Source organism: Bradyrhizobium sp. HKCCYLR20261 (assembly GCF_051168435.1).
Taxonomy (GTDB): domain Bacteria; phylum Pseudomonadota; class Alphaproteobacteria; order Rhizobiales; family Xanthobacteraceae; genus Bradyrhizobium.
This window is the reverse complement of record NZ_JBNPUZ010000003.1, coordinates 638,429-656,651: the sequence shown is the minus strand read 5'-3', so window position 1 is coordinate 656,651 and position 18,223 is coordinate 638,429. Positions and strand designations below refer to the sequence as shown.

At 64.8% G+C, this 18,223-nt stretch carries 14 protein-coding genes; 11 read left to right on the top strand and 3 right to left on the bottom strand.

Annotated elements, in window-relative coordinates; all coding sequences use genetic code 11:
- Nucleotides 1-15: 15 nt before the first annotated feature.
- The 10 genes from ACQR1L_RS10005 to asnB all read left to right on the top strand — a co-directional run bounded on the left by ACQR1L_RS10005 (nt 16) and on the right by asnB (nt 12,718).
- Complete coding sequence (locus ACQR1L_RS10005) at nt 16-1,278, top strand: methyltransferase domain-containing protein (protein ID WP_434857784.1); 1,263 nt, start codon at nt 16-18, stop codon at nt 1,276-1,278.
- 42 nt (nt 1,279-1,320) lie between these two features.
- Complete coding sequence (locus ACQR1L_RS10000; protein WP_434857783.1) at nt 1,321-1,863, top strand: dTDP-4-dehydrorhamnose 3,5-epimerase family protein; 543 nt, start codon at nt 1,321-1,323, stop codon at nt 1,861-1,863.
- 91 nt (nt 1,864-1,954) lie between these two features.
- Nucleotides 1,955-2,923, top strand: a complete 969-nt coding sequence (locus ACQR1L_RS09995) for a hypothetical protein (protein WP_434857782.1) — start codon at nt 1,955-1,957, stop codon at nt 2,921-2,923.
- A gap of 27 nt (nt 2,924-2,950) precedes the next feature.
- A complete protein-coding gene (locus ACQR1L_RS09990; protein WP_434857781.1) occupies nt 2,951-4,267 on the top strand; it encodes a DUF4910 domain-containing protein in 1,317 nt (438 codons plus the stop codon).
- Nucleotides 4,268-4,451: 184 nt separating this feature from the next.
- Nucleotides 4,452-5,495 (top strand): glycosyltransferase family protein, encoded by a 1,044-nt coding sequence (locus ACQR1L_RS09985; RefSeq protein ID WP_434857780.1) that lies wholly within the window; start codon nt 4,452-4,454, stop codon nt 5,493-5,495.
- A 190-nt stretch (nt 5,496-5,685) separates the two neighbouring features.
- A complete protein-coding gene (locus ACQR1L_RS09980; protein WP_434857779.1) occupies nt 5,686-7,185 on the top strand; it encodes a lipopolysaccharide biosynthesis protein in 1,500 nt (499 codons plus the stop codon).
- A gap of 75 nt (nt 7,186-7,260) precedes the next feature.
- The gene (locus tag ACQR1L_RS09975) at nt 7,261-8,589 is read left to right on the top strand and encodes a glycosyltransferase family 4 protein (protein ID WP_434857778.1); all 1,329 of its coding nucleotides are present in this window, start codon (nt 7,261-7,263) and stop codon (nt 8,587-8,589) included.
- Nucleotides 8,586-9,626: a Gfo/Idh/MocA family protein gene (locus ACQR1L_RS09970; RefSeq protein WP_434857777.1), complete on the top strand. Its 1,041-nt coding sequence runs from the start codon at nt 8,586-8,588 to the stop codon at nt 9,624-9,626. The genes ACQR1L_RS09975 and ACQR1L_RS09970 overlap by 4 nt, the downstream gene beginning before the upstream one ends.
- 13 nt (nt 9,627-9,639) lie before the next feature.
- Complete coding sequence (locus ACQR1L_RS09965; RefSeq protein ID WP_434857776.1) at nt 9,640-10,695, top strand: NAD-dependent epimerase/dehydratase family protein; 1,056 nt, start codon at nt 9,640-9,642, stop codon at nt 10,693-10,695.
- Between the two features lie 82 nt (nt 10,696-10,777).
- Nucleotides 10,778-12,718 carry an asparagine synthase (glutamine-hydrolyzing) gene (gene asnB / locus ACQR1L_RS09960; protein ID WP_434857775.1) on the top strand — a complete coding sequence of 647 codons (1,941 nt, stop codon included), beginning with the start codon at nt 10,778-10,780 and terminating at the stop codon, nt 12,716-12,718.
- 45 nt (nt 12,719-12,763) lie between these two features.
- On the opposite strand, the gene ACQR1L_RS09955 is transcribed toward asnB, so the two are convergent.
- The 3 genes from ACQR1L_RS09955 to ACQR1L_RS09945 all read right to left on the bottom strand — a co-directional run bounded on the left by ACQR1L_RS09955 (nt 12,764) and on the right by ACQR1L_RS09945 (nt 16,069).
- On the bottom strand, nt 12,764-13,621 hold the full coding sequence (locus ACQR1L_RS09955) for an SDR family NAD(P)-dependent oxidoreductase (RefSeq protein WP_434857774.1): 858 nt from the start codon (nt 13,619-13,621) through the stop codon (nt 12,764-12,766).
- 130 nt (nt 13,622-13,751) lie between these two features.
- Entirely contained in the window at nt 13,752-15,050 is a 1,299-nt protein-coding gene (locus ACQR1L_RS09950; protein WP_434857773.1) for an acyltransferase family protein, read from the bottom strand.
- Nucleotides 15,051-15,118: 68 nt separating this feature from the next.
- A complete protein-coding gene (locus ACQR1L_RS09945; RefSeq protein WP_434857772.1) occupies nt 15,119-16,069 on the bottom strand; it encodes a glycosyltransferase in 951 nt (316 codons plus the stop codon).
- Between the two features lie 110 nt (nt 16,070-16,179).
- Between ACQR1L_RS09945 and ACQR1L_RS09940 the strand changes: the two genes are divergently transcribed.
- Complete coding sequence (locus ACQR1L_RS09940; protein ID WP_434857771.1) at nt 16,180-18,207, top strand: right-handed parallel beta-helix repeat-containing protein; 2,028 nt, start codon at nt 16,180-16,182, stop codon at nt 18,205-18,207.
- Nucleotides 18,208-18,223 lie beyond the last annotated feature (16 nt).

Here is an 18,223-nt window from a genome sequence, read left to right as displayed (position 1 = left end):
AGTGACGGAGACACCATGGAGCTGAGCCTTCCCACCGCCGTCGGCGTCGCGCCGAAATGCCGGCATTGCGGCGATGATCTGACTCTCAAGCTGATCGATCTCGGCGCCTCGCCGGTCGCGAACGACTATGTCGATCCCGCGAACTACATGCGTGGGGAACCGTTCTATCCGTTGGAGACGTTCGTCTGCCGCGAGTGCCGCCTGGTGCAGACCCGCGATCTGCTGGCGGCCTCGGACATCTTCCGGGCCGACTATGCCTATTTCTCCTCGCACTCGACGTCATGGCTTGCGCATGCGCGCGGCTATGTCGAGGCGATGGCCGAGCGCTTCAGGCTTGGACCGGCCTCGCGCCATGTCGAGATCGCATCGAACGACGGCTACCTGCTGCAATACTCGCTCCAGAAAGGGATCAGCTGCCTCGGGGTCGAGCCTTGCGAAAGCGTGGCGCTGGCTGCGCGCGACAAGGGAGTGGCGACGCGGATCGAGTTCTTCGGCCGCGCGTGCGCGAAGGAGCTTCTGGAGGAGGGCTGGTCGGCCGATCTTCTCACGGCGAACAATGTGCTCGCGCACGTTCCCGACATCAATGACTTCGTCGGCGGGGTCAAGATCCTGCTGGCGCCGGAGGGCGTGGCGACGTTCGAGGTGCAGCATCTCCTGACGCTGATGCAGCGGCATCAGTTCGATACCATCTATCACGAGCACTTCTCCTACCTGTCGCTGATCGCAGGCCGGCGCATATTCGCTCGGGCGGGCCTGCGGGTGTTCGACGTGGAGCTTCCGGAAACGCATGGCGGCTCGATCAGGTTCTTCGTCTGCCACGACGCGGCCTCGCATGCGGAGAGCCCGAATGTGGCCGACGTCCTGGCGCGCGAGCGCGCATACGGCTTGCACGACGACGCCATCTACCTGGCCTGGAACGAGCAGGTCAAAGAGACCAAGCGGGCGCTGCTGGCGCTGCTGACCGCGTTGAAGCGCGACAACAAGACGATCGTCGGCTACGGCGCGCCGGCCAAGGGCGTCACATTGCTCAATTACTGCGGCATCCGTACCGACTTTCTCGATTTTACCGTCGACCGCGCACCATCCAAGCAGGGCCGCTACATGCCCGGTGTCCGCATTCCGATCCTGCCGCCGGAGGCGATCATCGAGGCCAGGCCGGACTACGTGCTGATCCTGCCGTGGAACATCAAGGACGAGATCAAGGCGCAGATGACGGAGATCCGCAGCTGGGGAGGACGTTTCATCGTACCGGTTCCGAAGGCGGTCATCGAGGACTAGCGGGCAGGGCGCCTCCGCCGGGAGTACGAAAGAGTTTCGAGGATGAGGTTCATTCAGCTGGGACGATCGGATGCGCGACTGATCGAGCTCACCGTTCGCTCCGACGAGCGTGGCAGTTTCACCCGGACATGGTGCGCAAAGAGCTTTGCGGCGGAGGGGATCGATTTCCGGCCGAGCCAGGGCAACAGCTCGGTCACGCGTGTCAGAGGCAGCGTGCGCGGCATGCATTTTCAGCGCGCGCCGAGTCCGGATGCCAAGATCGTCCGCTGTACAGCGGGACTCATTCACGACGTCATCGTCGATGTGAGGCCGCATTCGCCGACCCGTGGCGAGGTCCATGCCTGCGAGCTCGGTCCGTCGACCGCACGGATGCTCTACATCCCCGCGGGCTTTGCCCACGGGTTTCAGACGCTGACCGACGACGTCACGGTCGAGTACCTCATGGGTGTCGACTACGTGGAGGAACTCTCGGACGGCTTCCGGCACGATGATCCGATGATCGGCATCCGCTGGCCGCAGCCGGTGACGGTGTTGTCTGCGAAAGATGCGGCTTGGCCGCTGCTGGCCGAGCGGAGCCTCTGGTGAGGCCGGTCACGTTCACGGGGACGACAGGCCCGGCGGTCAGCCGGCCTGGTCGCGCCGGACATTTTGACGATCCAGCGAGGAGGGCCACGGAATGACGAATATCTTCGTTGATGCCACGGTGCCGGACGACGATCGGCGTCAGAAATTGTATGAGGGAGCACTGTTCCTGTACTCGCCGACGCCGTCGCTCCAGTCTCTCGTCGCCTTCACGAGGCAGCTGATCGAGGAGGCGTTTCATCCGTTCGATCCGAGGACGGCGCAGTTCGAGTTGCCGGTCGAGCGCTATGTCGATATCCTCGCCAAGCTGAAGCCCTTCTTCATCCACCACCCTCGCTCGAAGGAGCTGGTGAGGGCGACGCTCCGCGAGCTGGGCTGCGACCCGGAGCTGACCTATTTCGACGTGCCGCGGCTGCGCTCGGCGACCAGCAACGACTATCTGACCACGGGCATCGCCTTCGCTTTCCACCCGCATCGCGACACATGGTATTCGGCGCCGCCATGTCAGCTCAATTGGTGGCTGCCGGTCTACGACATCGCGCCCGACAACGGCTTGGCGTTTCACCCGCGCTATTTCGACGAGGCGATCAAGAACGGCTCCCGCAACTACGACTATTACGAGTGGAATCGGACGTCGCGCGCGACGGCGGCGCAGCACATCAAGACCGATACGCGGGTTCAACCCAAGCCCGAGCAGGAGATCGAGCTGGATCCGCAGATCCGGGTGATCGCGCCGAGCGGCGGTGTCACGATCTTCTCCGGCGCGCATCTGCATTCCTCGGTGCCGAACACCTCCGGCGTGACGCGCTTCAGCATCGATTTCCGAACGGTTCACGTCGCCGACGTCAGCGCCAGACGCGGGGCTGCCAATGTCGATTCGGAATCCACGGGAACGAACCTGCGCGACTTCCTGCGCGTGACCGATCTGGCTCGGCTGCCGGAGGAGGTGGTCGCGCCCTATGATCAGGCGGAGGCGCCCCCCGAGCATCTGATCTACCAGCCGACGATCGTACCCTTGTCCGCCGCCGATCTTCCTGCGGACGCTGCGCGGGCTCCGGTCTGATCGCTCTTCGACAGCAAGGTTTGCGTCATGCTGGACACTCTCTCATCGGCGGTGCTGTCGCGGACGCCTGCGATCGATCTGCATGATCTGGTCTCGGAGCTGTTTCCGCTCAATCGAAGCCTGACGGGCGATGGCGTTCGCCAGACGCTGGCCATCGTTGGCCGCCATGTCGATCTTGCCATCCACGAGGTGCCGTCCGGAACCCCCGTCCTCGACTGGCACATCCCGGCGGAGTGGACCATCCGCAGTGCGTCGATTTCGTCGATGTCGGGGCAGCGTCTCGTCGACTTCGCGGACAACAATCTCCACGTGATGGGCTATAGCAAACCGGTGCAGGCGGTGCTGAGCCGGGCCGAACTGTCCAAGCATGTCCATACGCTGACCGATCAGCCCGACCTCATTCCCTATCGGACCGGATACTACGCCGACGACTGGGGCTTCTGCCTGACCGATCGTCTCTGGCGACAGATGACGGAGGATGTCTATCGCGTCGAGATCGACAGCGAGCTCTCTCAGGGGGCTTTGACCTACGGCGAGGTCTTCGTCCCGGGCCAGACGCAGCAAGAGGTGCTGATCACCTGTCACGTCTGCCATCCCAGCCTCGCCAACGACAACCTCTCCGGAATCGTGGTCATGACCGCGCTGGCCATGCGGCAAGCGCGGCGCACCTCGCGGCTCGGATATCGCTTTCTGTTTCTGCCGGCCACGATCGGTGCGCTCGCATGGCTCGACCGCAATGAACCCAATCTCGACCGCATCCAACATGGTCTGGTCCTGACCTGTCTCGGCGATTCCAGCGCCTTCCACTACAAGCAGAGCCGCAAGGGCGCGACCGTCGACTGTGCTGTCGCCCACGTGCTCAAGCACGGCGGATATCCGCACGAGATCCTGCCGTTCAGTCCCTACGGCTATGATGAGCGGCAGTTCTGCTCGCCCGGATTCGATCTGCCCGTCGGTTGCCTGATGCGTGGCGTGCACGGCACGTTCCCGGAGTATCACACGTCGGCGGACAATCTGGATTTCGTCAAGCCGGAGTATCTCGACCAGTCCTACGCCGTGATCGCGGAGGTGCTGGATCTGCTCGATCGTGACGCCGTCTATGTGCGCATCGATGGGCGAGGGGAGCCACAGCTCGGGCGGCGCGGGCTTTATCGCGCCATCGCGGGCCAGCGGGAGGCGGGCGGAGCGACGCAGATGGATCTTCTATGGCTCCTCAACCTCGCGGATGGCGAGCACAGCCTGCTCGATATGGCGATCCGCGCCGACGTTCCATTCGCGCGCCTCGAAGCCGCTGCGCGCCTGGCGTTGGAGGCCGGTCTGATCAAGCCTTCTGTGTTGCCGTGATGGTCTTGCATGCGTGAATAGAGATTTGAAGGTTGATGTCGCGCGTGCGCCCACAGCACCGAAGTGAGGTTTCATGAGTTCGGTTCCGGACACGCCACGTGTCGCCGTTTTTTCGCTTCGAAACATCTTCGGGAGGGCGTTGAACCGCGGCCCTCACGTGGAATTCGAGGACATCATCTGCGACGTGGATTCGGCCGAGCTGTTCGCGCCCACGCTGGATCCGTCGAACCGGCGGGCCAGTTTTGCGACGCGGCTGGGATATCACGCGCCCGTGCTGCTCAATCCCGGGATCGCGCGGATCAAGGCGCAGCAGCCCTACGATGTCCTGTTCGCGATTTGCGGCTTCCCGCAGGACCTGATCATGTTCGATGCCATCGAGGATCTCCGGGGCGCGAGCAGAATGTCGGTGTGTCTGCTCGACGAGCTCTGGGTGAAGGAGATCGCCAAGCACCGCCACTTCCTCAAGGTGCTCGCCAAGTTCGACCTCGTCATGCCGTTCCAGATCGGCACGGTCGGGCCGCTCAGCGAGGAGATCGGTCAGGCATGCGTGCATCTGCCGCTCGCCATCGATGTGATGCGCTTCTGTCCCTATCCCGATCCGCCCAAGAGGGTCATCGACGTCTACAGCATGGGACGACGGTCCGGGGTCACGCACCAGGCCTTGCTCGCGATGGCGAGACGCACGGGCCAGCTCTATCTCCACGACACGATCGGCGGCAGTCAGGCCATCGATCTCGACGAGCACCGGACGCAGGTGGCGAACCTTGCCAAGCGGAGCCGATACTTTCTGGTCAATCCGGGCAAGTTCGACGAGCCGCAGGAGACCGGGCGCCAGATCGAATTCGGATACCGCTACTTCGAGGGGGCGGCCGCGGGGGCCATCATGCTGGGAGAGCGCCCGGACAACGAGCTGTTTCCCCGCTTGTTCGATTGGCCCGAACCGATGATCGAGGTGCCTCACACGTCGCCGCACATCGATCGCGTCATCGAAGAGCTGGATCGTGACCTCCACCGCCAGGATCTGATCCGGCGGACCGGAATGGTGCAGACCTTGATGCGCCACGACTGGGTCTATCGGTGGGAGACGATCCTGCAGAGGCTTGGTCTCGCGCCGATGCCGGGACTCGCCGCGCGCAAGGCGAGGCTCGCGGCTCTGGCCGGCATGGTGGAGGGCCGGGGATCACAGGGCGATCGCGAATTAAATCGCGAGGCGGTATTGATACCATGATCGGGATTTAATCCTTTTCTCCGCCACAATGAGACGCCATTGATTTGCGGCGGGTGCGTTCGTGCGGGACGCACGCGATTTTCGAGATGGCTCGATTCTGAGTGCGAATGTTGATGCCTCGGCCCGACTGAGCGGCTTGCGAGAGGCCGTTCGAAACTCGGCCGCGAGCATTTGAGGCGATTGAACGGATATGTCGGAAGCGATCGCCGCCTATTTCGAAGAGCATCGGGAAACGAACGATCTCGGACGTCGCGCGCTGCGCGGCGGGATCATCTCCATCGTCGTCCAGTACGGCAACGCCGTGCTTCAGATTGCCGCCGCCATCGTGCTGGCGAGGCTGCTCGCGCCGGAGGATTTCGGGCTGGTCGCCATCGTCACCGTACTGACGAGCTTTGCGCCTCTCCTGATCGATTTTGGACTGCTCGATGCCACTGCGCAGCGGAGCCGGATCACGCCGGCGCAGGTCAGCGGATTGTTCTGGGTCAGCGCGGGCATCGGAACGGCGGTGGCGGCCATCGTCGCGGCATCAAGTCCACTGATCGCCTGGATCTATGGCGACCCGCGGCTGCAGCCGATCGCGCTATGTGTCGCGATCACCTTCGTGCTGTCCGGACTCACCAACCAGCACATGGCGTTGCTTCGGCGCACGCTCCAGTTCGGACGCATCGGACAGATTCAGCTGTTCGGTACGCTCGCCGGCACGCTCGCGGCCGTGTCCGTTGCCGTCGCTGGCTACGGATATTGGGCGCTGGTGGCGCGGCCCGTCATCAGCTCGGTCTGCATCGTCCTCGCGGCGTGGTCAGCCTGCCGCTGGCGGCCGGGCACACCTGTCTTCGACGCCGAGGTGCGCTCGATGGTCCGGTTCGGTCTTCACGTGGTCGGATTCACCGTCGCCTACACGCTGTCGCGCGCGGTGGACCGGATCGCTCTCGGCCTGCTCTATCGCGCCGATCAGGTCGGCTACTACCAGAACGCGATGAACCTGTACGACAATTCGATCTACGCTGCGCTGAACCAGACTCACGCGGTGGGAAGCTCGACACTCAGCAAGCTGCAGGCGAATCCGGCTGCGCTCCGACAGAAGTACGAGGCAGCGCTGTCATGCCTTGCATTCTACCTGATGCCGGCCGCGGCGATCCTCTCGGTCACCGCCGAGGATCTGACGATCGTCCTGCTTGGTCAGAAGTGGAAGCCCGCCGGGGCGCTGCTCAGCATCATCGCGCTGCGTGGCATTTCGCACGTCGTCGAGGGCTCCCAGGGCTGGCTGCATCTCTCGCTCGGCCGGGCGGACCGATGGCAGACCTGGGGCATCATCTCTCTCGTGGCGCAACTGTTCGCGGTGCTGGCGGGACTGCCGTTCGGACCCGCCGGCGTCGCCTGGGGCGTCACCATCGGGTATTCGCTGCTGGCCTTGCCGTCAGTCCTCTACGCGGGGCGCCCGATCGACATCGGCGCCGAAACGGTGATCCGGGCGGTGGGCCCGCAAGCACTCGGCGCCGTCGCTGCGGCCGCTGCGGGCTGGTGGTTGCAGACCGCGCTGCTCAGCGGTCACCCGGCCCTGCTGCGCATGATCCTGTCAGGCGGCTTTTCAGCCTGCCTGTATCTGGCGGTCGTGGTCGGCCTGTTCCGGCACGCCGAGCCGCTCAGAATTGCAGGCACGTTCATCCTGGACGCCGTCCGCAGGCGGTGACGATGGCGCAATTATCTCTCGCCAAGATTTAAATGGTTAATATAATAAGAAATGTGATTTAATTTATTGAACGGCATGATCAGCGACAGCGACGTCTCGGATGTGGTGGACCGGCTGCCCGCGCAACCTGCGCGGGGGCTGCCGGTCGAGCGAACCGGTATCGGTCGGCCCCGGCTTCGCATTCTCAGCGTTTCGCACATGCCGCCGAGCCCGCCGCGCTTCGGCGCACAGGCGCGCATGCACGGATTGATGACCGAGCTCGCGCGCCGCCACGACATCACGGCTGTGGCGCTCGTGGACGATGCTTTCGATATCGACGAATGTCGCTCGGCGATGCAGGCCTATTGCCGCGACGTCGTGCTGTTACCCAACCCCTTCGGTCGCGACGGCCTTGCCAAGCGCCTGCTGCAATTGCGGTCGCTGGCCTCACTGCAAAGCTTCGACCGGCTGCGTGTCGCGCTACCTGAACTGCAACGGGTGTTGGACCAGCTGCTGCGCGCCACCAGGTTCGACATCGTCAATCTCGAATTTCCCTATCTCGCTCACTACGATTTTCGCCTGGCTCCGGCGGGCGAGAGGCCGCCGCGGCTGATCGTCGATTCGCATGAAATCGCCTATGATCTGGCACGGCAGTTCGCGGTCACGGGAGCGAGCATTGGCCGCCGGCTTTATGCGGGCGCCAATTGGCGCAAGCTGCGCCGCGAGGAGATTGCCGCCTATCGTGCGGCGGACGGCGTCTATCTCTGCAGCACGGATGATGAGACGCGCCTGCGCCAGGACATCGCGACAGCGCGCACGGCGGTCATCCCCAATGCGGCCGACGTCGACTTCTACCAGCCGCGCAGCGCCGATCCCGTGCCGGACGGGCGCACGCTGGTCTATTTTGGTCTGTTGTCGACCGTGCCCAACATCGATGCGGTCACGCATTTCGTGCGGGATATCTGGCCGAACATCGCCGCGCAGCATCCGGATGCGCGCTGCAAGATCATCGGCGGCCGGCCGCCGCCGGCGCTGACAGCGCTTGGTGGACCGCGCATCGAACTGACAGGCTTCGTTCCGGACCTGCGGCCGCATCTGGCCGAAGCCGCGGCGGTGATCGTGCCGCTGCGGCTCGGCGGCGGCACCCGGCTGAAGATCGTCGAGGCCATGGCGATGGGGAAGGCGATCGTCTCGACCAGCCTGGGGGCTGAAGGGATCGAGGCCGTGCCGGGGCGTGACATCCTCATCGCCGATGATCCCACAGCCTTCGCCGATGCTGTCGGCCGGCTGCTCGCCGAGCCTGCTCTCGCCGCGCGGATCGGTCACGCGGCACGCCAGGTCGCGGTCGAGAAATATGCCTGGAGCGCGTCGGCGCGCGCGCTGGAAGAATTCTACTGCGAGATCCTGGAGTCCACGCCGTCATGAAGGCCGCTCTCATCGGCGCCGGGCAGATTGCCCGCCAGCATCTTGCCTGCCTCAACACGCTCCCTGGCGTCCATTTGGCAGCCATTTGTGATCTGTCGCCGGCAACGGCGGAGGCCGCTGCCGAACGCTACGGCATCCCGGCCTGGTTCACCGATCATCGCGCGATGCTCGAGACGGTGCGGCCGGATGTCGTGCATGTGACGACGCCGCCCACATCGCATTTCCGGCTGTCGATCGATGCGATCGAGGCCGGCGCGCATGTCATCGTCGAGAAACCGGCAACCACGACCTTCGAGGAACTGCAGACGCTGATCCTGCGCGCCAAGCAGAGCGGCCGTCACGTCGTCGAGGACTACAACTACGTCTTCAATCGCGCGCCGCAGGAAATCTTGCGGCGGATCGAGACCGGCGAGTTCGGTTCTGTCACCCATGTCGACATTCTGATCTGTCTCGACATTCTCGGTCCCGACGGCTTTGCCGACCCGAACGCGCCGCATCCGGCGCTCGATCTGGCGGGCGGTGCGATCGCCGACTTCCTGCCGCATCTCGCCTCGCTGTCGCACGCCTTTGTCGGTCCGCACCGCAGCGCGCAGACGGTCTGGAGCAAGCGCAAGCCGTCGCCGTTGCCGTTCGACGAGTTTCGCAGCGTGGTCGAGGCCGAGCGCGGGACGGCAACGCTCGGCTTCAGCGCGAGCGCGCAGCCGGATGCGTTCTGGCTGCGTGTCTATGGAGAGCGGATGCAGGCGACGGCGAACCTGTTCGAGACCCGGCTCACCTTCGATGGACCGCGCAACGTGCCGAAGCCGCTGCGTCCGTTCTTCAGCGGGCTGGAGGAAGGCGGCGACATCAGGCGTGCGGCGCTGTCGACCCTGCTGCGCAAGTTTAAGGGGCCGGGCGCCTATGAGGGTCTCTGGGAGTGCCTGGCGCGCACCTATCGCGCGCTCGAATTGGGAACGCCGCTCCCGATCACGGTGGAGGATGTGCTCTCGGTCAACCGGATGGTCGAGGCCATGAAGCCGAGGGAGCAGGGAACATGAGGGAGCAGCGGAGATGAGAGTTCTCGTCACCGGCGCCAATGGGTTTCTCGGCCGGCATGTCGTCGCGGCGCTGCTGGCGCGCGGCGTCGAGGTGCGCGCCATGGTGCGCCCCGCAACGCGGGTGGACACGCTGGGTTGGTCACCGGCGGTCGACATCGTCAGGGCCGACCTCCGCAGCTCGCGCGATCTCGCAGAGGCCTTCCGTGATGTCGACGTCCTGGTTCATCTCGCGGCAGTCGTCTCCGGTGGCGAGGATGCACAATTCGCCGGAACGGTGGGCGGCACCGAGCGCCTGCTCGACGTGATGGCGGCCACCGCATGTCGCCGGCTCGTGCTTTGCAGCAGCTTCTCCGTCTACGACTACACGTCGACGCGCAATGTGCTCGACGAGAGCTCGCCGCTGCAGCAGACCCCCGAAGTCTACAGTCGCGGCGGCTACACCGTCGCGAAATGGTGGCAGGAGCGCGTGACGCGCCGCTATGCCGATCAGCTGGGCTGGGAGCTCACCGTGCTTCGTCCCGGCTTCATCTGGGGACGCGATCACGGCTATCTCGCCGCGCTGGGCCAGCAGATCGGACGGCATCACGTCGTGATCGGGCCGTTGACCCGTATTCCGATGACCCATGTGGAGAATTGCGCCGACGTCTTTGCGCTGGCCGCGACCGATGCGCGTGCGATCGGCCAGACCTTGAACATCGTCGATGGTCCGGGCGAGCAGGTCTGGAGCTATCTCACGGACTACATGCGCGGCACCGGCGCGCGCGGCCTACGGTTGCCGATACCCTATTTGCTTGGCAGCGCGGCGGTGCGTCTGGCGTTCGCGACCGTGTTCAGGCGGGCGACCAAGGTGCCGGCGATCCTGACGCCGACGAAGTTCGATGCCATGCTCAAGCCGCTCCGTTTCGACAACAGCAAGCTGAGGCAGACGCTCGGCTGGACGCCGCCCCTCGACTATCAGCAATGTCTCGCGCGGACGTACGGTCCGGTGTCGACGGCGACGGCGACAGAGATAGAGATGCCGGCATCCTGGTCTCCGGACGCCGCCGCGGCCCTGCGAGCTCGTCGATGACCAGGCAAGGGCCGGCAAGCCACTGGACGCCGATGCTGGCCGCCCATCGCCACGCCGTCATGACGGCGCACGGGGATCTTTGATGTGCGGCATTGCCGGGATCATCGGGCGGATCGACGACACCAATCGCGCGGCGCTGCGACGCATGAGCGATGCCATGCTTCATCGCGGTCCGGATGCCGGCGGCGCGTGGGCCTCCACCCCGGATGAGCGCGGCTGGGGCGCGCTGCTGGCGCACCGGCGGCTTGCGATCCTCGATTTGTCGCCGGCAGGCGTGCAGCCGATGACCGATCCGGTGACGGGGCACGTCATCGTCTTCAATGGTGAGATCTACAACTACGCCGAACTTCGGCATCGGCTCGTTGCCGAGGGGCAGCAGTTCGGCTCCACCGGTGATACGGCGGTGATGTTGCGGGCGCTCGGCCTGCACGGACCGGAGGCCGTGGCGTGGCTGCGGGGCATGTTTGCATTCGCCTGTTGGGATCCGGGCGAGCGCCGATTGCTGCTCGCCCGTGATCCGCTCGGGATCAAGCCGCTCTACGTGGCGCGCGCATCGCGTCCGGACGCCGGCTGGTCGGTGGCCTTTGCCTCCGAGCTGCGGGCCCTTCTGGCCTCGGGGCTTCTGGGCAAGCCGCAGCTCGATCCACGGGCGGTGGCCAGTGGCGTCTGGAACGGCTTCGTTGTGGGACCTGGCACGGCGGTGCGGGGCGTCGAGCTGCTACCGCCTGGCCACCTGACGGCATTCGATGGTCTTGGCCACACGGTCCGCGACGAGGATTTCTGGTCGATCCCGGAGAGAGCGCCGCAGCCCGGGATGGACGAGGAGCAATTGGCCGAGATCCTGGAGGAGGGGCTGCGGCTGCATCTCGCCAGCGATGTGCCACTGGCGGTGTTTCTGTCGGGCGGCATCGATTCCTCGGTCATGGCCAATCTGGCGCAGCGCGCGGCCACGAGTCCGATCCACACCTTCACGCTCGCCTTCGAAGAGCAGGAGTTGAATGAGGGACCGATTGCGCGGCGCATCGCCAACGCGATCGGCACCGAGCATCACGAGGTGGTGCTCACCGAGCAGCATTTTGTCGACAACCTCGACGCGGCGCTCGACAGCCTGGACCAGCCGACGTTCGACGGCCTGAACTCCTACTACATGTCCCACGCCATCCGGGGCGCCGGCTTCACAGTGGCGTTGTCCGGCACGGGCGGCGACGAGCTGTTCGGCGGCTACACGTCGTTTCGCGACCTGCCGGTCCTGCAGCGCTGGTCCGAGCGGACGGCCTGGCTGCCGGACAACCTGAAGGTCTCGGCTGCCCACCTCGCCGCAACGCTGCTGTCGCCATCGGCCCGAGCGGTCGCGCCGCAGACGCGCTGGGCCAAGCTTCCCGACATGGTCCGCAACGGCACGGATCTGCTTGCGCTGTATCAGTTGGCCTACGCCCTGTTTCTGCCGGGCTTCCAGCGCGAGCTGCTCGCGCCGGATCTCGTCGACAGCTTGCACGATGGCCTCCCGGTCGCGATGCGGGCGAAGATCACGGCCGAGACTCGCTCCCGCACGCCGCTGTCGGCGATCAGCGTCATGGAGCAACGGCTGTTCCTCGGCGAACGGCTGCTGCGCGACAACGACGTGGCGAGCATGGCGGCCTCGCTGGAGCAGCGCGTGCCGCTGGTCGATCAGGTGCTGTTCGACAGCGTCGACCGCTTGCCGGACGATCTCCGTTATGCGCCGCTGCGCAGCAAGGCGATGCTGAGGCGGATCGGCTTGCGCGGCCTCGATCTCACGCTGTTCGACCGGCCGAAGAGGGGATTCGTGCTGCCGCTTGACCGCTGGATCCGGCGCGGCTTGCAGGATGCGATGGACCAGACCTTGCGCGATCCGCAGGCTGTCGCGCCTGTCGGATTGCAGCCTGCCGCCGTCGCGCGACTGTGGCAGGCGTTTCTCGACGGAGCGCCCGGCATCTATTGGTCGCGGGTGTGGTCGATCTATGTGTTGGTGCGCTGGTGTCACCGCCACCGCGTCTTCCGCTGAACGCGGTGGAGCTTTAGCAAGCTCGCGTTGGCGCGACCGAGGCGCTCAGGCCTCCGGCATGACGATGCCGCCGCAGACCGGAATGCGCACACCCGTCACGAAGCTTGCGAGATCCGATGCGAGGAATGCAATCATGTTGGCGACGTCCTGGTCGTAGCCGCGACGTCCGAGCGGCACGGAACGCTCGTAGTGCGGCTGCACCTCGTCGCGGTCGCGACGATCCTTGTCGGAGATGACCCATCCGGGCGCGACCTGGTTGACTGTGATGCCGTGCTCGCCGAGCTCTCGCGCCAGCGAGCGGAGCATGCCGTCCATCGCGCATTTGGCTGCGGTGTAGGGCGCACGGTTGGGCAAGGCCAAGCTCGTCATCTCCGTGCCCAGGGAGATCAGGCGTCCCCATTTGCGTTCGATCATGGGAGCCGAGAACACGCGGGCAGTCGCCCAGGCCTGCAGCACGGAGGAGCGAAACACGCGGTCGAACTGATCGGCGGTCTGGTCGACGACCGGGCGTTCGTCGAACCACGTCACCGCATTGTTGACGACGATATCCACCGGACCGAGCCTGCTTTCGACGAGACGCCGCATCGCTTCGACGTCTGCGAGCTCGGCAACGTCGCCGGAGACCGTGCATACGCGCTGCGGATGGAGTTCATTGAGTTCGTCACACAGCTTCTCGGCGCCGGCACGGGCCGTCAGATAGTGGATCGCGACCTTGGCGCCACAGGCAGCCAGCGTTCGCGCAATCGGACGGCCGAGCTCGCCGGCCGCTCCCGTGACCAGCGCAATCCTGCCGGAGAGATCGATCTGCAGCGGTGACCGTGGCGGTCGCAACGCCGGGTCGTCCGGCAAGGGACCGAGCGTGTTGCGGCGAATTCGTCGTGCAACCGCGCTCGCAATCCGCATCTGCCAGTCCTCAAAAACATTTTTTTTCGCAGTGCGCGATTATTAAATGGCGAGGTAAAATATTTGAATTATACAATTTGACGCATAAAGCCGCAGCTTGCGCCGAACGCGGCCGATTAACCGATGATCCTCATTTTCGGAGACCGGCTGCATTCGCCGGTTGGGGGACGTTGCCTATCGACGGCCGAGCCCGAGCCAAAGAGAAGCTGTCGCCGGCAGTCTGCGTCGAAATCGAAGCAGCTGCGGGCGCTGCAAGAGGCGGCCTGAACTGCTGCCTGAGTTTCCTGAAATGCGGCTCGATCAGACGCTCGAGCGCCGCTGCATAGAGCACCGAGACCAAGAGCGCGAGCGGAAACAGCAGATAAGGCTTGCCGGCGATGCCAGGGGCGTTCTTCTCGATCGCTCGGATCACGACATTATGGATCAAATAGATCGCGTAGGAATAGGTCCCGAGCGTCATCACCCAGGTCCGATTGAGGGGGCGAAATAGCGGTGATTGCGCGAAACGGACGGCGAAGTAGAAGACGGGCATCAGGGCCAACCCCTGAAGGCTGTAGCGGAGGGTCTCGCGAAAAACCGGGTCGCGGTAGACGAGGGAGATCAGCAGCGCTGCCGCCGCACCGCCAAGCAGTGCCCATTGAGGTGCCGACATCGGGCCGGAGGGGGAGCGCTGCCCCGCCGGGTTCAGAAGCAGTGCCAGGATGCAGCCATAGGCGATCGAATCGATGCGGGTGTCGGACGCGTAGTAGGTCCGATCGGAGAAGAAGCCGGGGCTGTGCACGAGGTGAAAGCGCCACGCGAGCACGCCGAGGCAGATCAGTCCGAGCAGCGCACCGATGGCGCGGGGACGTAGTGCCGCTCCGAGCAGCAGCGTCATCAGCAAGGGATAGACGATGTAGAAGTGCTCTTCGACGGCGAGCGACCACAAGATGCCCGTGCCGTCAGGGACTGTGTTGCCCGGATCGAAGAACAGGCCGTAGTAGTTCGCGAAATAGAGGATCTGTGCAGCGAGCCCCTTGGCGGTGATGCCGCCGTCGAGTGCGCCCGCCGCCGTGAGCGCATAGGCGATGGCCAGAGACAGCAGCAAGGGCGGCATCAGCCGGAATGCGCGACGCGCGTAGAAGCGGGGAATGTCGAGCGCCCCATGGCGTTCGTGCTCGGCGAGCATGAGCGTTGTGATCAGGAAGCCGCTGAGGAAGAAGAAGATGGTGACGCCGAAGCCGCCGGGGATGATCGCCTGGAGCCCGGAATGGCCGAGGACGACGATCAGGACCGAGACCGCGCGGATGCCGTCGAGCGACGGAAGCAGCGCAGACGTGCCGATCTGCGCGTTCGCCAGTGTGGCGCCGAGGGCGCTGCTGCCGGCCGTTGCGCTCGCCGCTGCCGTGGGCGCCTCGTGAAGGCCGTTGATCTCGAGAATCTCGGTCATGATGTCCAGGACTGGCGGGAGTGCCTGCGTCGCCACGCTATTGGCGGTGAATTTGCGCGAGTTGTCGGTTACCGCGGATCGGGCAGCGGATGGCTGGCTTGCCAGATCTGAGCCCGCTCCGCATTTATCCTGGCCGTGGCTGCCCGCTTCCCGAGACGCAGGCAGGCATGCTGATAGGCACGGAGAAAGCGCCGGAATTCGATGTCATCGTAGCGCGGCAGACCTTTGAGCCAGCTCCGGAGATAGCCCCACAGCATCGCCGTGCTGCCGATCAGTGCCGGATAGGCCGGCAGGTGATAGACGGCAACCGCGACCTGATAGAGCGGTGACGTCCCCATGAAGTACTGGCCGAAGCCCTTGCGCAGGCGTCCCGTCCAGATCCCCTTGTGGCTGGCGCCCTGTGGCCGCAGATGGATGAAGCGGAGCGTCTCGGTATCGAGGCTTTCGGCGATCCACCCGAGCATCCGGCAGCGATGGCAATCGATGCCGTCCCACATGACCTCGCGCACGAAGCCGCCGATCTCCCGGAAGCAGGCGACGCGGTAGAACTTGGTCATGCCGACCGACATCTCGTCGCCGCAGACCTCCGGCTCCAGCGCCCCGGTCTGCGGATGGACGAACCAGGGTTTTCCCGAGGTCGTCCCGACGCGCGGATCGCCTTCCATCCGCTGCATCAGCAACTCGAAATAGTGCGCTGGCAGATCCAGATCCATGTCGAGCTTGCAGAGATAATCGAAGCCCTCGAGCCGCACGGTCTCGAGGCCGGCATAGAAGGCTTCGATCACGCCCGGCCCGACCTTGCGCCCGCCGCGATCGGCGCGTCGGAGCACGCGCAGATAGGGCAGCTGCTTCGCATAGTCGTCGAGAATGGCCGGCGTCTCGTCACTCGATCCATCGTCCACCACGATCCACAGGGCCGGCGGCACCGACTGGGCCGCCACGCTGTCGAGGGTCCGACGGAGATATTGAGCCTCGTCCCGGCATGGTGAGATGAGCAGGTAGCGGCGCGAGGGCGTCACGGGGCAAATCCCTTGTTCGGAAGCGGAAGGATCGGCGCCGAGCTTGTTCGATGCGCCGTTTCGATAGCCAGCTTTCAATAAATTAAATCGTGATTTAATATTATGATGCGATGCGTGTCAAAATCATGATTTGGTTTATAGCCACAGTCCAGGCGTCCGGCTCGATCCGCCGCGACGTCGGCGCAGCAGCGCTCGTGTTGTTGATGCTGCTCGGTCCTCGACATGGCGCTGACGCTGCCGAGGGCTCCGCATCGCCCGGGCCAATGCTTGCCGGAGATCTTCTGCCCGCCGACCGTGCCGCCGCATGGAATCCGGGCCTGATGTCCGCCGGAGGCATTCCGGGCCGCACCGTCATCCATCGGAGACTCGTTCCAAGCGGGGCCGACGACAGCGCTGCGATTCAAGCGGCCTTGAATGCCGCGCCCCCTGGCCAGGTGGTCGCGCTCAGCCCGGGCACCTTCATCGTCAACGAGCCGCTTCTCATCCATCGCCCCGTCACCCTGCGCGGCGCAGGCGCCGGCGCGACGCGGTTGGTGAAGACGAATGGCGCCCGCGGCAGGACATCCATGGTCATCCCCGGCACCAGGGGAATTCTCATGCCGATCGATCCGAGTTCATATTCTTATGATCCCAAGCCGGTCATCATTGTTGGGCCCTCGCGCTGGAACAACGGTCCGGACAGCTCCGCGTCGCAGGATCTACTGGCCGATGGCGCGCAGGGCGCGACGTCCGTCACCGTCGCAACGACGGTCCATTTGAAGGCAGGCGATTTCGTGCTGCTCGACGAAGCCTCGGGCGCATCTTGGCAGCCGACGCCCGCGGGATTTTCTGGGTCCGCGCGGGTCTGGCAAGGTGATCGGGTCGCCTGGAACATGCACAATCCCGTTCAGCCCGGAGATGACAATGCAGGTGCTGATGCTGGCGGGCCGTACGATCAGACGCCTGGCATGCTGCCGAAATCGATGTCGTGGTTCGCCCGGACCGACAGGGCAACGGCCGAGATCAAGGAGATCGCTTCCGTCTCCGAGACAGGCGTGACATTCACCTCGCCATTGTCAATCAGCTATCGACGGGATCATGGGGCACAGCTCACGCCCTACAGCACGGATCCGAACAGCGGGGGTCACGCTCCCAACCATCGCGACATTCACGTCAGCCACGCAGGCGTGGAGGAGTTGAGCATCATCGGTGGCGCAGACGGCGCTCTGAGGTTCGAGGCTGCTGCCTATTCCTGGGCCAGGGCCATCGAAGTGACCCAGTGGCTCGGCGAGGGCGTCGCGATCAACAATTCCTTTCGGGTCGAGCTCCGCGACTCCTATATCCACGCGGGTTCTTGGCCGCAGCCGGGCGGCGCCGGCTACGCGCTCAGCCTGGCCGCGGGCTCGTCGGAGGTGCTGATCGAGAACAATATTCTCGTGGATGTCTGCAAGAACATGGTGTTCCGATCGTCCGGCGCAGGCAGCGTCGTCGGCTACAACTATGCCGACGATTCCTTCGACTTCGACAATCCCGGCTGGGTCGAGGTCGGCATCAATGCATCCCACATGGCGGGCTCCCACCATGTTCTGTTCGAAGGCAATCTGTCCCACAACGCCGATAGCGACTACACGCATGGTAACGCGATCTATCTGACGTTTTTCCGCAATCATTTGACCGGACAGCGGCAGCGCTTCGTCGATCGTTCGGGCCTCCGCGCGGTCGGTCTGGCGTATGGCTCGTGGTGGAACTCGTTCGTTGGCAACGTCCTCGGCCGCCCCGGCCGGATGGATGGATGGATCTACGAAGATCCATCCATGCGCGCGCGAGCGGCGATGTGGGGGCAGGGCGGTGCGGGCAGCATCTGGATGCTGGGTTATGATCCCGAGCGATGGACGATGGCGCCGGATCCGAAGACACTGGCGACCACCATCCGCGGCGGCAATTTCGACTATCTGACCAATCGGGTGGCGTGGGCGGACGAACTCCCGCAGCGGCCGCTGCCCGCATCGCTCTATCTGAGCGCCAAGCCCGGCTTCTTCGGCGACAATCCCTGGCCATGGGTCGATCCGATCGGCGAAAGCAAGCTGCACAGGCTGCCGGCCAAGGAGAGGTACGATGCTGGCATGCCGTTCGCGCAAGCGCCGGGCGTTACGCGGTAGCATCGGAGCCGTGGCT

What these genes read in the sequence shown, in the direction of transcription:
- ACQR1L_RS10005 (WP_434857784.1), top strand. Translation starts at nt 16, where the DNA reads ATGGAGCTGAGCCTTCCCACCGCCGTCGGCGTCGCGCCGAAATGCCGG.
- ACQR1L_RS10000 (WP_434857783.1), top strand. Translation starts at nt 1,321, where the DNA reads ATGAGGTTCATTCAGCTGGGACGATCGGATGCGCGACTGATCGAGCTC.
- ACQR1L_RS09995 (WP_434857782.1), top strand. Translation starts at nt 1,955, where the DNA reads ATGACGAATATCTTCGTTGATGCCACGGTGCCGGACGACGATCGGCGT.
- ACQR1L_RS09990 (WP_434857781.1), top strand. Translation starts at nt 2,951, where the DNA reads ATGCTGGACACTCTCTCATCGGCGGTGCTGTCGCGGACGCCTGCGATC.
- ACQR1L_RS09980 (WP_434857779.1), top strand. Translation starts at nt 5,686, where the DNA reads ATGTCGGAAGCGATCGCCGCCTATTTCGAAGAGCATCGGGAAACGAAC.
- ACQR1L_RS09975 (WP_434857778.1), top strand. Translation starts at nt 7,261, where the DNA reads ATGATCAGCGACAGCGACGTCTCGGATGTGGTGGACCGGCTGCCCGCG.
- ACQR1L_RS09970 (WP_434857777.1), top strand. Translation starts at nt 8,586, where the DNA reads ATGAAGGCCGCTCTCATCGGCGCCGGGCAGATTGCCCGCCAGCATCTT.
- ACQR1L_RS09965 (WP_434857776.1), top strand. Translation starts at nt 9,640, where the DNA reads ATGAGAGTTCTCGTCACCGGCGCCAATGGGTTTCTCGGCCGGCATGTC.
- asnB (WP_434857775.1), top strand. Translation starts at nt 10,778, where the DNA reads ATGTGCGGCATTGCCGGGATCATCGGGCGGATCGACGACACCAATCGC.
- ACQR1L_RS09955 (WP_434857774.1), bottom strand. Translation starts at nt 13,621, where the DNA reads ATGCGGATTGCGAGCGCGGTTGCACGACGAATTCGCCGCAACACGCTC.
- ACQR1L_RS09950 (WP_434857773.1), bottom strand. Translation starts at nt 15,050, where the DNA reads ATGACCGAGATTCTCGAGATCAACGGCCTTCACGAGGCGCCCACGGCA.
- ACQR1L_RS09940 (WP_434857771.1), top strand. Translation starts at nt 16,180, where the DNA reads ATGCGTGTCAAAATCATGATTTGGTTTATAGCCACAGTCCAGGCGTCC.